This window comes from Achromobacter sp. B7 (assembly GCF_003600685.1).
Lineage (GTDB): Bacteria > Pseudomonadota > Gammaproteobacteria > Burkholderiales > Burkholderiaceae_B > Achromobacter > Achromobacter spanius_B.
Genome location: NZ_CP032084.1, coordinates 585,634 through 599,093 on the forward strand (window position 1 = coordinate 585,634; position 13,460 = coordinate 599,093).

8 protein-coding genes are annotated in these 13,460 nt (G+C 64.0%); 3 read left to right on the forward strand and 5 right to left on the reverse strand.

Going from position 1 to position 13,460, the window contains the following annotated elements; all coding sequences use genetic code 11:
• Positions 1 to 27: 27 nt before the first annotated feature.
• The 4 genes from DVB37_RS02685 to DVB37_RS02700 all read right to left on the reverse strand — a co-directional run bounded on the left by DVB37_RS02685 (position 28) and on the right by DVB37_RS02700 (position 9,096).
• Complete coding sequence (locus DVB37_RS02685) at positions 28 to 792, reverse strand: histone H1-like DNA-binding protein (RefSeq protein WP_104145179.1); 765 nt, start codon at positions 790 to 792, stop codon at positions 28 to 30.
• A gap of 347 nt (positions 793 to 1,139) precedes the next feature.
• Complete coding sequence (locus tag DVB37_RS02690) at positions 1,140 to 2,336, reverse strand: ribonucleotide-diphosphate reductase subunit beta (protein ID WP_104145178.1); 1,197 nt, start codon at positions 2,334 to 2,336, stop codon at positions 1,140 to 1,142.
• Positions 2,337 to 2,355: 19 nt separating this feature from the next.
• Positions 2,356 to 5,286, reverse strand: coding sequence for a ribonucleoside-diphosphate reductase subunit alpha (locus tag DVB37_RS02695; RefSeq protein ID WP_046806517.1), 2,931 nt, complete (start codon positions 5,284 to 5,286; stop codon positions 2,356 to 2,358).
• 303 nt (positions 5,287 to 5,589) lie between these two features.
• Complete coding sequence (locus DVB37_RS02700) at positions 5,590 to 9,096, reverse strand: indolepyruvate ferredoxin oxidoreductase family protein (protein ID WP_120153741.1); 3,507 nt, start codon at positions 9,094 to 9,096, stop codon at positions 5,590 to 5,592.
• A gap of 130 nt (positions 9,097 to 9,226) precedes the next feature.
• Here DVB37_RS02700 and DVB37_RS02705 point away from each other — a divergent pair, with 130 nt between their 5' ends.
• From DVB37_RS02705 to DVB37_RS02715, 3 genes are all read left to right on the forward strand, one after another.
• Positions 9,227 to 9,676 carry an Lrp/AsnC family transcriptional regulator gene (locus tag DVB37_RS02705; RefSeq protein WP_046806515.1) on the forward strand — a complete coding sequence of 150 codons (450 nt, stop codon included), beginning with the start codon at positions 9,227 to 9,229 and terminating at the stop codon, positions 9,674 to 9,676.
• Positions 9,677 to 9,943: 267 nt separating this feature from the next.
• Positions 9,944 to 10,450 (forward strand): hypothetical protein, encoded by a 507-nt coding sequence (locus tag DVB37_RS02710; protein WP_046806514.1) that lies wholly within the window; start codon positions 9,944 to 9,946, stop codon positions 10,448 to 10,450.
• 157 nt (positions 10,451 to 10,607) lie between these two features.
• Entirely contained in the window at positions 10,608 to 11,807 is a 1,200-nt protein-coding gene (locus tag DVB37_RS02715) for an MFS transporter (protein WP_120153744.1), read from the forward strand.
• 233 nt (positions 11,808 to 12,040) lie between these two features.
• Here the strand turns inward: DVB37_RS02715 and gltX are convergent, their stop codons facing one another.
• A complete protein-coding gene (gltX, locus tag DVB37_RS02720; RefSeq protein WP_046806093.1) occupies positions 12,041 to 13,447 on the reverse strand; it encodes a glutamate--tRNA ligase in 1,407 nt (468 codons plus the stop codon).
• Positions 13,448 to 13,460 lie beyond the last annotated feature (13 nt).

Sequence of the window (13,460 nt, forward strand, 5' to 3'; positions counted from 1 at the left end):
TGAAGCTATTGCTTCGAACCGTCCGAATTAAGGACGGCCACCCGTGGGAAAGGGCCACGACGCGGCGGGATTCAGCGCGGTCTTTGCGCCCGGGGCAGCAGCCGTGGAGGGCGGCGTTGCGGGCTTCTTGGGAGCGGCCTTCTTGGCAGCAGGCTTCTTGGCAGCGGCGGGCTTGGCAGCAGCAGCCGGCTTGGCGGCAGCAGGAGCCTTCTTCGCAGCAGCAGGAGCCTTCTTTGCAGCAGGCGCCTTCTTGGCGGCAGGAGCCTTTTTGGCAGCGGGGGCCTTCTTGGCTACCGCTTTCTTGGCAACGGCCTTCTTGGCGGCGGGAGCCTTCTTGGCAACGGCCTTCTTTGCAACTGCCTTCTTGGCGACGGCCTTCTTGGCTACCGCTTTCTTGGCGGCAGGCGCCTTCTTGGCAACGGCCTTTTTGGCGACGGCCTTCTTGGCTACCGCTTTCTTGGCTACGGCCTTTTTGGCAACTGCCTTCTTGGCAACGGCCTTCTTGGCGACGGCTTTCTTGGCTACCGCTTTCTTGGCGGCAGGCGCCTTCTTGGCGACGGCCTTTTTAGCGACGGCCTTCTTGGCTACCGCTTTCTTGGCGACGACCTTCTTGGCTGCCGGCTTCTTGGCGGCAACCTTCTTCACTGCCGGCTTCTTGGCGGCGGCGACTTTCTTGACTGCTACCTTCTTGACAGCGGCTTTCTTGGCCGGTGCGGCCTTCTTAGCGACTGCCTTCTTGGCGGCGGGCTTCTTCGCCGCTGCTTTCTTTACGGCTTTCTTGGCTGTTGCCATGGTCATGCTCCTTAGGTTCAGGGGTCCCAGAACTTAAACCCGTGCCCCGACTCGCCAACAAGGCGAACCGTGCCCGGGCTATTCATCGGCGCATGCCGCTGTTCTGTGCGAGCAACAGCTACTACGGTTTGCGCTAATGAATTCGGCACAGCCATTTGATATGGCCCCCGCTCCTTTGGCGCGAGCCATTTCAAATGGCGCCGGTCGCAGCCTGATCACAGGCCGCCGACCGCTTGTTCTACGTGTTCGAAAACACCCTGACCAGGAAGCGCGTCATCAAGCCTGTCGCGAACGCGACGCTCTGCATTCGCAGAGCGTGCCCGCGCCGGGCTTGATGACGTACTGCTTTACTCCCAGCTCAGCGTGCCACCGGTTTGGTATTCGATCACGCGAGTTTCAAAAAAGTTGCGTTCCTTTTTAAGATCGATCATTTCCGCCATCCAGGGGAAGGGATTTTCTTCCTGCGGGTACAGCGGTTCGATACCGATTTGCTGGCAACGACGGTTGGCGATGAAGCGCAGGTAGGATTTGAACATAGGTGCGTTCAAGCCCAACACGCCGCGCGGCATCGTGTCTTCGGCGTAAGCGTATTCGAGTTCGACCGCTTTGCGGAAGAGTTCTCGAATTTCTTCGCGGAAGGCCGGCGTCCACAGATGCGGATTTTCCAGTTTGACGGTGTTGATCAGGTCGATGCCGAAGTTGCAGTGCATGGATTCATCGCGAAGGATGTACATGTACTGTTCGGCCGCGCCGGTCATCTTGTTCTGGCGGCCAAGCGCCAGGATCTGCGTGAAGCCAACGTAGAAGAACAGGCCTTCCATCAAGCAAGCGAAAACGATCAGCGACTTCAGCAGCGTCTGGTCGGCTTCGGGCGTGCCCGTCTTGAAGTTGGGGTCCGCGATCGCGTCGATGAACGGGATCAGGAACTGGTCTTTGGCGCGGATGGACGGAACTTCGTTATAAGCGTTGAAGATCTCGGCTTCGTCCAGGTCCAGGCTTTCGACGATGTATTGATAAGCGTGCGTGTGGATCGCTTCCTCGAATGCCTGGCGCAGCAGGAACTGGCGGCATTCGGGAGCCGTGATGTGGCGGTAGGTGCCCAACACGATGTTGTTCGCGGCCAGCGAGTCGGCCGTGACGAAGAAACCCAGGTTGCGCTTGACGATGCGGCGTTCGTCTTCGGTGAGCCCGTTGGGGTTCTTCCAAAGCGCGATGTCGCGCGACATGTTGATCTCTTGCGGCATCCAGTGGTTGGCGCACGTGGCCAAATACTTTTCCCACGCCCACTTGTACTTGAACGGCACAAGTTGATTGACGTCGGTTTCGCCGTTGATGATGCGCTTGTCGGCAACCTTCACGCGCTGCGCGGTAGCGGCGCCGCTGGCAGCCAGACCCGCCGCGTGTTCAGGCGCGGCAGGCGTGGGCATGGCGGTGTCGCCGAATACACCCGTCGCCGCCCGGACTTCGGGCGCAGCCTGCTGGCCGCCCGCAGGGGCGGGGGAAGCAGGTTGCGTGGCGGTGGTGTCGTCTTCCCAATTAATCATTTCAATTCTCCGGAGGCGGTTATTGGCAGGCTTCGCACTCTTCGAAGCCGGGGTCGCCCGGCCGCATGGTGCAAACCGCCCCGAGAACTTCGGGTTCCGGCAAAACAGGTGCGGCGCCCACGGCCGCGGCCGTGGATTGACCACCAGCGGTGACGGCGTTCAGTTCGCCGCCGCGGCCCGTGGACTTCTCGGCGCTGGTGGCGCCCAGGGTACGCAGGTAGTACGTGGTCTTCAGGCCACGCAGCCATGCCAGCTTGTAGGTGTCATCCAGCTTCTTGCCCGATGCGCCCGACATGTAGATGTTCAGCGACTGAGCTTGATCGATCCACTTCTGACGGCGCGACGCGCATTCAACCAGCCAGCTCGGTTCGACTTCGAACGCGGTGGCGTAGAGTTCGCGGAGTTCGGAAGGTACGCGATCGATGCGGGACAGGCTGCCGTCGAAGTACTTGAGGTCGGCGACCATGACTTCGTCCCAGAGACCGAGTTTCTTCAGGTCACGCACGAGGTAATCGTTAACGACCGTGAACTCGCCGGAGAGATTCGATTTGACGTACAAGTTCTGGAAAGTAGGTTCGATGCACGCAGATACACCAATGATATTGGAAATAGTCGCGGTTGGGGCAATTGCCACGCAATTGGAGTTGCGCATGCCGTGTTGTTTGATGCGCGCGCGCAACGTATCCCAATCGAGCGTGCTCGATTCATCAACTTCAACATGACCACCGCGTTCATCACGCAGCATCTTCAACGTGTCTTGCGGCAAGATGCCACGCGACCACAACGAACCTTCATACGATTGATAGCGACCACGTTCTTCGGCGAGCAGGCTCGACGCGAAGTACGCGTGATAGCAAACGGCTTCCATCGAACGATCAGCGAATTCAACGGCGGCTTGCGATGCGTAAGGCACGCGCATCATTTGCAGGCAGTCTTGGAAACCCATGATGCCCATGCCCACCGGACGATGGCGCGCGTTGGAATTGCGGGCCTTCTCGACGGCGTAGTAGTTGATGTCGATAACGTTGTCGAGCATGCGCATCGCGATGCTGACCGTGCGCTTGATCTTGTCGTGATCCAGTTCGAATCCGCCGCCGGCAGCCGGCTTCATGTGCGCGACCAGGTTCACCGAACCCAGGTTGCACACCGCGATTTCGGATTCGTTGGTGTTCAGCGTGATCTCGGTGCACAGGTTCGAGCTGTGGACGACGCCCACGTGTTGCTGCGGCGAACGGATGTTGCACGGATCCTTGAACGTGATCCACGGGTGGCCGGTTTCGAACAGCATCGACAGCATCTTGCGCCACAACGTCAGCGCCGGCATCTTCTTGTACAGCTTGAGCTCGCCGCTGGCGACGCGCTTTTCGTAGCCGACATACGCTTCTTCAAACGCGCGGCCGACCTTGTCGTGCAGGTCGGGGCAGTCGGACGGCGAGAACAGCGTCCATTCACCGCCTTCCATGACGCGCTTCATGAACAGATCGGGAATCCAGTTCGCCGTGTTCATGTCGTGCGTGCGGCGGCGTTCGTCGCCGGTGTTCTTGCGCAGTTCCAGGAATTCTTCGATGTCCAGGTGCCACGATTCCAGGTACGTGCACACCGCGCCCTTGCGCTTGCCGCCCTGGTTCACCGCGACGGCGGTGTCGTTGACGACCTTCAGGAACGGAACCACGCCCTGGCTTTCGCCGTTGGTGCCCTTGATGTGGCTGCGCAGCGCGCGCACCGGGGTCCAGTCGTTGCCCAGGCCGCCGGCGTACTTGGCCAGCAGCGCATTTTCCTTGATGGCGTCGTAGATGCCTTCCAGGTCATCGGAGACGGTCGTGAGATAGCACGACGACAACTGCGAGTGCAGCGTGCCCGAGTTGAACAGCGTCGGCGTCGAGCTCATGAAGTCGAACGAGGACAGGATCTCGTAGAACTCGATGGCGCGCGTTTCGCGGTCGGCTTCGCGCAGCGCCAGGCCCATGGCCACGCGCATGAAGAACACCTGCGGCAGTTCGATGCGGGTGCCGCGGATGTGCAGGAAGTAGCGGTCGTACAGCGTCTGCAGGCCCAGGTAGCCGAATTGCAGATCGCGCTTGGCGTTCAAGGCCTTGCCCAGGCGGGTCAGGTCATAGTTGGCCAGTTCGGGCGACAGCAGGCCGCCTTCGATGCCGCGTGCGATGAACGTGGGGAAGTATTCGGCGTAACGCGCGATCATGCCGTCTTGCGAGACTTCTTCGCCCAGCACTTCCTTGCGGATCGTGTGCAGCAAGAGGCGAGCGGTGACTTGGCTGTAGGCCGGGTCTTTTTCGACCAGCGCGCGCGCGGACAGGATGGCGGACTTGAACACTTCGTCGACGGGGATGCCGTCGTACAGGTTCTTGACCGTTTCCTTCAGGATGGCTTCGCTATCGATGAATTCGTCCAGGCCTTCGCCGGCGGCGACGATGGTCGCGCGCAACTCAGCCAGGTCCAGCGGACGGCGCACACCGGCGTCGGTGACGTTCAGCACGTGTTCTTCAGGAGCGGCGGCGGCCTTTTCCTGGCCTTCGGCGGCAGCGGCGGCGGCGCGCTCTTGCGTGCGCTTCTCGCGATACAGGACGTAGGCGCGGGCAACGTCATGTTGGCCCGAGCGCATCAGCGCCAGTTCGACCTGGTCCTGGATGTCTTCAATATGGAAGGTGCCGCCGTTGGGGCGGTTGCGCACCAGGGCGTTCACGGCCTGGCTGGTCAGGTTTTCGACCAGTTCGCGCACACGCGCGGACGCGGCGCCCTGGCCGCCGTTGACGGCCAGAAAGGCCTTGGTCATGGCGATGGCGATCTTGCTGGGTTCAAACCCAACCACCGAGCCATTGCGGCGAATGATGTTGTAGCTGGCCCATTGCCCGCCATTGGCGTCGGCAGGGGAATCGGTTTGCGAGGGCGGCACGGCCGAAGGCCGGGTCACAGAGGCGATCGAAGTCTGCATGGAAGCTCCTGTGCGAAAACGCGTAGATAGCGACATGACGGCGGTCATGTCGGGTACGAATGTGGATCTTTTGAGGGGGTCGGAACGGCTTGGACGGCTTAGTCCAAAAGGCGTGGCCGACGAGAATCAGCGCTTAGGCGACCACAACATGTAGTGTAGCACCCCTCGTTGGACACTAATTCTAGTGATCGAGACCTACTGGAACAAGAAGAAGATATGACGAAGCTCACAAAAGATTGTTACTAAATGCACTGGGCGCGCCCAGTAAGGCGCGCCCAGGACTGCACCGCTCAGAGCGACTGTTTATGCGGTTTTCCGCAGGGGTATGTCGCGCGGGGCCGGTGCCATATAGCTCTGCATCAATCGACCCAATTGCGTCCGGTACTTCTCGACGTTCGCAGACTTCACGTGGCCGTAGCCGCGGATGGTTTCTGCAAGGCCGGCGATTGTAGCTGCTTGCGCGATCTTGTCGCGGGTCAACCCTACAAGAAGCTGGTCTATGGTCTGGCGGTACTCGGTGACAAGCGCCCGCTCCATCTTGCGTTCGGCGGTGTGGCCGAACGGGTCGAACCAGGTGCCGCGCAGTCCTTTCAACCGTGTCAGCAATTTCAGTGCCGACATGGTGCGCGGCCCCAGCGTCATCTTGCGCGGCACGCCGGTGCGCGGATCCTTGCGGGCGAAGATCGGCGGGGCCATGTGAAAGCGCAGGCTGTAGTCGCCTTCGAACTGGCCCTTCAGCTGCGCCTGGAACGCCTCGCCGGTGTAGAGCCGCGCCACTTCGTATTCGTCCTTGTAGGCCATCAGCTTGAACAGGCCGCGCGCCACCGCCATCGCCAGTCGCGGTGACTTGGCCTCGGGCGCCAATTCGCGTTCGCGCGCGGCAACCGCTTCGACCACGTCCTGGTAGACGCGTGCGTAGCGGGCGTCTTGATACGCGGTCAGGTCCGCAATGCGGCGGGCCACGGCGCGTTCGAAGGTTTCCGGCACGTGCAGCTGTACCACCTGGGCACGCGGACGCAGCGCGCTTTCCAGCGCGTCGGGCTGATGCGCAGCCAGCCGGCCGCTGTCGAATGCCGCGCGGTTCGCGGCTACGGCCACGCCGTTCAGTTCGATGGCGCGGTTGATCGACGCCTGCGACAACGGCACGCCGCCGCGCTGCCAGGCATAGCCCAGCATGAACATGTTCGACAGGATGCTGTCGCCGAACAATGCCAGCGCGGCTTCGTGCGCGTCGATGGCGGCCGTGTTGGCATCGCCGGCGGCGTGGCGAATCTTGGCCAGCAACGCCTCGGGGCGCATGGCGGCGTCGGGGTCCCGCGTGAACTCGGACACGGGCGCCACATAGGTGTTGACGGTGACCTGCGTGTGCCCGCGGCGCAGCGCGCCCAGCGAATCCGGCGCGACCGAGGCGACCGGGTCGCACAGGATGGCGGCATCGGCCTGCTGCCAGTCCAGTCGCACCGGACCCGCCGGCGCGCCGGCAGGCGCCAGGCGAATATGGCTGACAACGGTGCCGCCCTTTTGCGCCAGGCCGGTCAGGTCCAGCACCGCCGCCGACAGGCCTTCCAGGTGCGCGGCCATCGACACGATGGCGCCGATGGTGATGACGCCCGTGCCGCCCATGCCGGCGACCAGCAGCCGGTAGGGCCGGTCCAGCGACGGCGTGGCGGGTTGCGGCAATTGCTCGATCAGGCGTTGCAGGCGTTCCTGATCGGTCTTGGGCGCGGCGCTCTTGCGCGGCTTGCCACCCATGACCGACACGAAGCTGGGGCAGAAACCTTCGGCGCAGGAATAGTCCTTGTTGCAGCTGGACTGGTCGATGGCGCGTTTGCGGCCGTACGGCGTTTCCAGCGGCACCACCGACAGGCAGTTCGATTGCACGCCGCAGTCGCCGCAGCCTTCGCACACCGCGCTGTTGATCAGCATGCGGCGCGCCGGGTCGGGGAACTGGTTCTTCTTGCGGCGGCGGCGCTTTTCGGCGGCGCACGTCTGGTCATGGATCAGCACGGTCACGCCGGCAATCTCGCGCAACTCGCGCTGCAACGCATCCAGCTCGCGGCGGTGGTGCACCTTGATGTTGGGTCCCAGGTCCACGCCCTGGTATTTTTCAGGCTCGTCACTGGTGACGACGATGCGCGCCACGTTCTCGCCGCGCAGTTGCTGGCAGATCTGCGGCACCGAGATCGGGCCGTCCACGGGTTGCCCGCCCGTCATCGCAACCGCGTCGTTGAACAGGATCTTGTAGGTGATGTTGGCGCGCGCGGCGACCGCCTGGCGAATCGCCAGATAGCCCGAGTGGTAGTAGGTGCCTTCGCCCATGTTCTGGAAGATGTGCGGCATCTTGGTGTAGCGCGACAGCCCGATCCAGTCCACGCCTTCGCCGCCCATCTGCGTCAGCCCGCCCGTGTCGCGGTCCATCCACGCAGCCATGTAGTGACAGCCCACGCCGGACAAGGCCTGGCTGCCCTCGGGCACCTTGGTCGACGTGCTGTGCGGACAGCCCGAACAAAAATACGGCCGGCGGCGCATGCCGTCGGCGTCGTTCGACAGCGCCGACTGGCAATCGAACGCGGCCAGGTCCGTGCCCAGCGGCAGGCCGGCGCTGCGCGACAGCCACGCCGCCAGCGGCCGCGCCAGCAGCGACGGGCGCAATTGGCCCGCCGACGGCACCACCGTTTCGCCGTCCAGGCCTTTCTTGCCGATGACGCTCGGGCGGTCCGGCAGGTTGAACAGCAGATCCTTGATCTGGCTTTCGACCACGGCGCCTTTTTCTTCGATCACCAGGATGTGCGACAGCCCGCGTGCAAACTCCAGCAGCCGTTCACCGTCCATCGGCCAGGTCAGGCCCGGCTTGTAGATGCGCACGGGCGCGTTGGCGGTGACGGTGTCCACGCCCAGGCGCGCCAGCGCTTCCATGGTGTCCAGATGCGCCTTGCCGACGGTGACGATGCCCACGGTGGCGCGCGGCGCCGGACAGGTCAGGCGGTCAATGCTGTGGCGGCGCGCGAAGGCGGCCACCGCTTTCATGCGCAGATTCATGCGCGCTTCCACGGCCAGCGACAGGAAGTCGCGCGCGGAATACTCCAGCGACTCGGGCGGCATGTCGGGGTTGGACGGCATGTCGTAGTGCTGCACGGCGGCGGGGGTGAACGAGTGCCCGCTTTCGATGGTTTCGGACACCGCCTTGAATGCGACCCACGTGCCGGAATAGCGCGACAGCGCCCAGCCCCATAGCGCAAAGGTCTCGTACTCGTCGATCGACGTCGGATGCACGATCGGCATCTGCCAGCCGATCAGCGACGCTTCGCTGGCGTGCGGAATCGAGGACGACACGGCGGTGTGGTCATCGCCCACCACCACCAGCACGCCGCCGTTGCGCGATGCGCCGGCCGCATTGCCGTGATGCAGCGCATCGCCCGCGCGGTCCACGCCCGGGCCTTTGCCGTACCACATGGCGAATACGCCATCGACGTTGCGGTCGGCGCGTACGCCGGCCTGCTGCGTCCCCATGACGGCGGTGGCGGCCATGTCTTCGTTGATGCCGGGCAGGAACGAGATCTTGCTGGCGTCCAGCGCCTTCTTCGCCTTCCACATGGCCATGTCCACGCCGCCCAATGGCGATCCGCGGTAGCCCGACACAAAGCCCGCCGTGTTCAGCGCGCGTTCACGGTCGACCCGTGCCTGCGTCAGCATGATTCGCACCAGCGCCTGCGTTCCCGTCAGGAAGATGCGGCCGGACTCCCGCGTAAGGTTGTCGGCAAGCTGGTAATCAAGGTCCAGCTGGGGTTCGGGGGCGGGAGTGCCGTCCATAATGAATGCTCCTGGTATTTCGCACCATGATAGGTTCGCGAGGCATCCGATTTATTGCGTTTTGGGATCGTGCTATCCCTATAATTCGCAATGAACATTTCGTGTTCGACAAAAACCAGGAGACAAAGCGATGGACAAGACCGATATCGGCATCCTCAAGGCCTTGCAGGAGGACGGCCGGGCTTCGGCGCAGCAGCTGTCCGACAAGGTAGGGCTATCGGCCGCGCCGGTGTGGCGGCGGGTCAAGGCGATGGAAGCCAGCGGGGTGATCCAGGGCTATAGCGCGCAGGTGGACCGCAGCAAGGTGGGCCTGGGCTGCATGTTTGCGCAGATCAGCCTGGAGCGGCATTCGTCGAACACGGTTGAACACTTCGAACGCTCGGTGCGCGACGCGCCCGAAATCCTGGAGTGCTACGCGGTCACCGGCGATTCGGACTTCCTGTTGAAAATCCTGGTGGAAAGCCCCGAGGCCTACGACCGTTTCCTGCATCGCTTCCTGTTCAACATGCCGGGCATTCGCCAGACGCGCACCATCGTGGCGCTGCGCGAGATCAAGCACGAACAGCGGCTGCCGTTGTGACCCAGGCCGATCGCAGCGCTCTCTATATATAGAGAGCGCGGAAAGAGCAGCCGTGGACACGCGCGCGGTGTCGCTTGAAACCAACGCATTCGTGCGCGTTCCATGGCTAAACCAGCGGCTTTGCGACGCCGACTGTTGCGCAATTGCACACCGCGCGGATCGTCGTTGATTCTTCCCGAGCGGCTCTTTAGAGTGCGTGATGTTTGCTGCGCGAGGGACGTGCCGGTGTGATCGGCGCGGCGCGTCGACAGACGTGTTGAGGAAGTCATGAGCAGTGTGTATTTGCGTTCGGCCGGCATCGCCTGCGCCGTTCTTATCCTGGCCGGGTGCGTCGCCAGGAAGCCCGCCGTCATTACCGAGGCGCAGCCCGCGGACCCGCCCAAGGCGGTGGCCTGTGTGCCGGCCAAAAGCGGCGACCCCATGATTGGGACCTGGCTGTCGAACACGCGCCCGCGCGATGTCAGCGGCGAATTGCAATCGCTGATCGTGTTGTCCGCCGATGGCTCGATGGCCTATGAGTCTTTGCTCAAGATCGGGCGCAAGTCGCGCCCGGCCCTGCGCGAGACCGGTTGCTGGACGGTGGCCGACAACGTCTACACGATGCAGACGACCAAGTCCGCCGGCGAGCCCGTGGATGCCAACGACCCCATTTACCTGAACCGCTATCGCGTCGAAAAAGTCGAGCACGCCAAATTGACGCTGCGCGAACTCAAGAGTGGCGGCCAGGTGGTCACCGCGCGCCGCATGCCGCAGGGCTATCGCCTGCCGTATTGAGCGTTGCGCGGGGAGGGCGCGTGCCGGCGCTGCGCCAGAACAAGGCCGCGCCTGACGCACCGTTGCGCGGGGCGGACACTGCGTTCGCCCACCGCGCCAAGATGGCCGGGCTGCGGTAAGGTGCGGGCTTCGACTTTTGCCTAGCCGCCGGTTCCCCATGCCCGCCATGTCCTCTGAAGCACGCGCCATCGCGCTGCTTGCCCTGGCCGCCTTTGTCAGCGCCAGCGCCTTTCGCATCTGTGATCCCATGCTGCCGCAGCTGGCGGCGGAATTCGGCACGACTACCGGCCAGGCCGCGCGCGCCGTGACGGCGTTTGCGGTGGCCTACGGCGTGTTGCAGATGTTCTTCGGTCCCGTGGGCGACCGCTACGGCAAGTACCGCGTGGTCAGCGTGGCCACCGTGGCCTGTGCGCTGGGCAGCGCGGGCGCCATCATGGCCGAATCCCTGGATGTGCTGGTGCTTTGCCGCGCGCTGTCCGGCGCGGCGGGGGCGGGCATCGTGCCGTTGTCGATGGCCTGGATTGGCGACAACGTACCCTACGAGCGTCGCCAGGCGACGCTGGCCCGCTTTTTGACCGGCACCATCCTGGGCATGTCCGCGGGCCAGTTGGCCGGCGGCATTTTCGCGGACACCGTGGGCTGGCGCTGGGCCTTCGCGGCCCTGGTGGTGGGCTACCTGATCGTGGGCGTGCTGCTGCACCTGGAGGTGCGGCGCCAGCGCGCGGCGGGCTTTGCGCAGGTGGACCCCAACGCCGTTCGTCAGGGCTTTATCGGGCAGGCGCGGCTGGTGCTGGGCACGCCGTGGGCGCGCATTGTGTTGGCCACGGTGTTCGTTGAGGGCCTGCTGGTCTTTGGCGCGCTGGCATTCGCGCCGTCTTACCTGCACGAACGATTCAACATTTCGCTGACGGCCGCCGGTGCGCTGGTGGCGGTGTACGCGGTGGGCGGGCTGATCTACACGGTCGTGGCCGGCCGCATACTCAAGCGTCTGGGCGAACGCGGCCTGGCGGTTGCGGGCGGTCTGGTGCTGGGCGTCGCCTTCCTGTCGTATCTGCTGGGTCCGGTCTGGATGTGGAGCCTGCTTGCCAGCGTGCTGGCGGGCTTTGGCTATTACCTGCTGCATGCCACGTTGCAAACCAACGCGACGCAGATGGTGCCTTCCGCGCGTGGCACGGCGGTGGCGTGGTTTGCGTCGTGCCTGTTCATGGGGCAGGCGGCGGGCGTGGCGTTGGCGGGGGCGGTGGTGGACGAGATCGGCGCCGCGGCGCTGTTTGGCGGGTCGGCGGTGCTGCTGCCCCTGCTGGGCGCGTTCTTCGCCCGGGCGTTGAAGGCGCGCGCGGCGATCACGAACGCGTAGGGCGGGGGGGGCAGGGCCAATGGCAAGGCAATCGCCCGCCAATAGCCAGCCAATAGCAAGCCAACAGCAAGCCGATAGCAAAACGAAAAAACGGCGTTCCGAAAACTCGGAACGCCGTCTTGGGGCCAACATATCGGATTCGACCCGGATCGCCTTGGCTAAGCCGATCTGGTTCAACAGGTCTGTGCCGAGTCGGGCCAGCCTTGCCCGGCCCGGCTTGAAGGCCGTCCTGCTTAGATCGCAGCCAGGCGGGCCAGCACCGTCTGCTTGCCCAGCAGGGCCAGCACGGCGTCGACGGCCGGGGTTTGCGTTTGACCCGTCACCGCCACGCGCAGCGGAATCGCCAGTTGCGGCATCTTCATGCCACGGTCGGCCAGCACGGCCTTGATCAGCGCCGACAGGGCCTCGCGGGTCCAGTCGGTGTCTTGCGCGCGCTGGGCAAAGTCCGCCAACGCTTCGCGCGCGGGGGCAGTCAGGTGCTGCTCGACCAGTTCCGGCGCGGCCGGTGCGAACGGCGCGCAGAACAGCATCGCGCCATCGGCCAATTGTTCCAGCGTTTCAGCGCGGTCTTTCAGCAGGCCCATCACGCCCGGCAGGTCGATTTTTTCAGGGTGGCCGCCCCGGTTCGCCACGCGCGGCGCCACGCGTTCTGCCAGTTCCGCGTTGTCCATCTGCTTGATGTAGTGCGCGTTGACCCAGTTCAGCTTCTTCGGGTCCCATTGCGACGCGGACTTCGACAGGTGCTTGGTGTCGAACCAGGACACCAGCTGCTCGCGCGAGAACAGCTCGTCGTCGCCGTGGCTCCAGCCCAGGCGGGCCAGGTAGTTGATCATGGCCTCGGGCAGGTAGCCGTCGTTGTCATATTCCATGACGTTGACCGCGCCGTGGCGCTTGGACAGCTTTTCGCCGTCCGGGCCCAGGATCATGGGCACGTGGCCGTATTCGGGCAGCGTGGCGCCCAGCGCGCGCAGGATGTTGATCTGGCGCGGCGTGTTGTTGACGTGATCGTCACCGCGCAACACGTGCGTGATGCCCATGTCCCAGTCATCGACCACGACGCAGAAGTTGTACGTGGGCGTGCCGTCCGGGCGCGCAATGATCAGGTCGTCAAGTTCGGTGTTGTCGAAGCTGATGGTGCCCTTGACCATGTCGTTCCAGGACGTGGCGCCTTCTTGCGGGTTCTTGAAGCGCACCACCGGCTTGCGGCCTTCGGGGATGGCGGGCAGCGTCTTGCCGGGCTCGGGGCGCCACGTGCCGTCATAGCGCGGCTTGTCGCCGCGTGCGCGGGCGGCTTCGCGCATGGCTTCCACTTCTTCGGGCGAGCTGTAGCAGTGGTAGGCAGTGCCGGCGGCCAGCATCTGCGCGACCACTTCGCGATAGCGGTCCATGCGCTGCATTTGATAGAAGGGGCCTTCATCGGGCTGCATGCCCAGCCACTGCATGCTGTCCAGAATGGCCTCGACCGCTTCCGGCGTGGACCGCTCGACGTCCGTGTCTTCGATGCGCAGCACAAACGTGCCTTGATGGTGGCGCGCGAACGCCCAGGAGAACAGCGCGGTGCGCGCGCCGCCCAAATGCAGAAAGCCCGTGGGCGAAGGCGCGAAGCGCGTACGAATGGGGGAGGTGGCGTTGGAAGTCATAGGTGGCAATGAT

What these genes read in the sequence shown, in the direction of transcription:
- DVB37_RS02715 (WP_120153744.1), top strand. Translation starts at nt 10,608, where the DNA reads ATGCCCGCCATGTCCTCTGAAGCACGCGCCATCGCGCTGCTTGCCCTG.
- DVB37_RS02685 (WP_104145179.1), bottom strand. Translation starts at nt 792, where the DNA reads ATGGCAACAGCCAAGAAAGCCGTAAAGAAAGCAGCGGCGAAGAAGCCC.
- DVB37_RS02700 (WP_120153741.1), bottom strand. Translation starts at nt 9,096, where the DNA reads ATGGACGGCACTCCCGCCCCCGAACCCCAGCTGGACCTTGATTACCAG.
- DVB37_RS02690 (WP_104145178.1), bottom strand. Translation starts at nt 2,336, where the DNA reads ATGATTAATTGGGAAGACGACACCACCGCCACGCAACCTGCTTCCCCC.
- DVB37_RS02705 (WP_046806515.1), top strand. Translation starts at nt 9,227, where the DNA reads ATGGACAAGACCGATATCGGCATCCTCAAGGCCTTGCAGGAGGACGGC.
- gltX (WP_046806093.1), bottom strand. Translation starts at nt 13,447, where the DNA reads ATGACTTCCAACGCCACCTCCCCCATTCGTACGCGCTTCGCGCCTTCG.
- DVB37_RS02710 (WP_046806514.1), top strand. Translation starts at nt 9,944, where the DNA reads ATGAGCAGTGTGTATTTGCGTTCGGCCGGCATCGCCTGCGCCGTTCTT.
- DVB37_RS02695 (WP_046806517.1), bottom strand. Translation starts at nt 5,286, where the DNA reads ATGCAGACTTCGATCGCCTCTGTGACCCGGCCTTCGGCCGTGCCGCCC.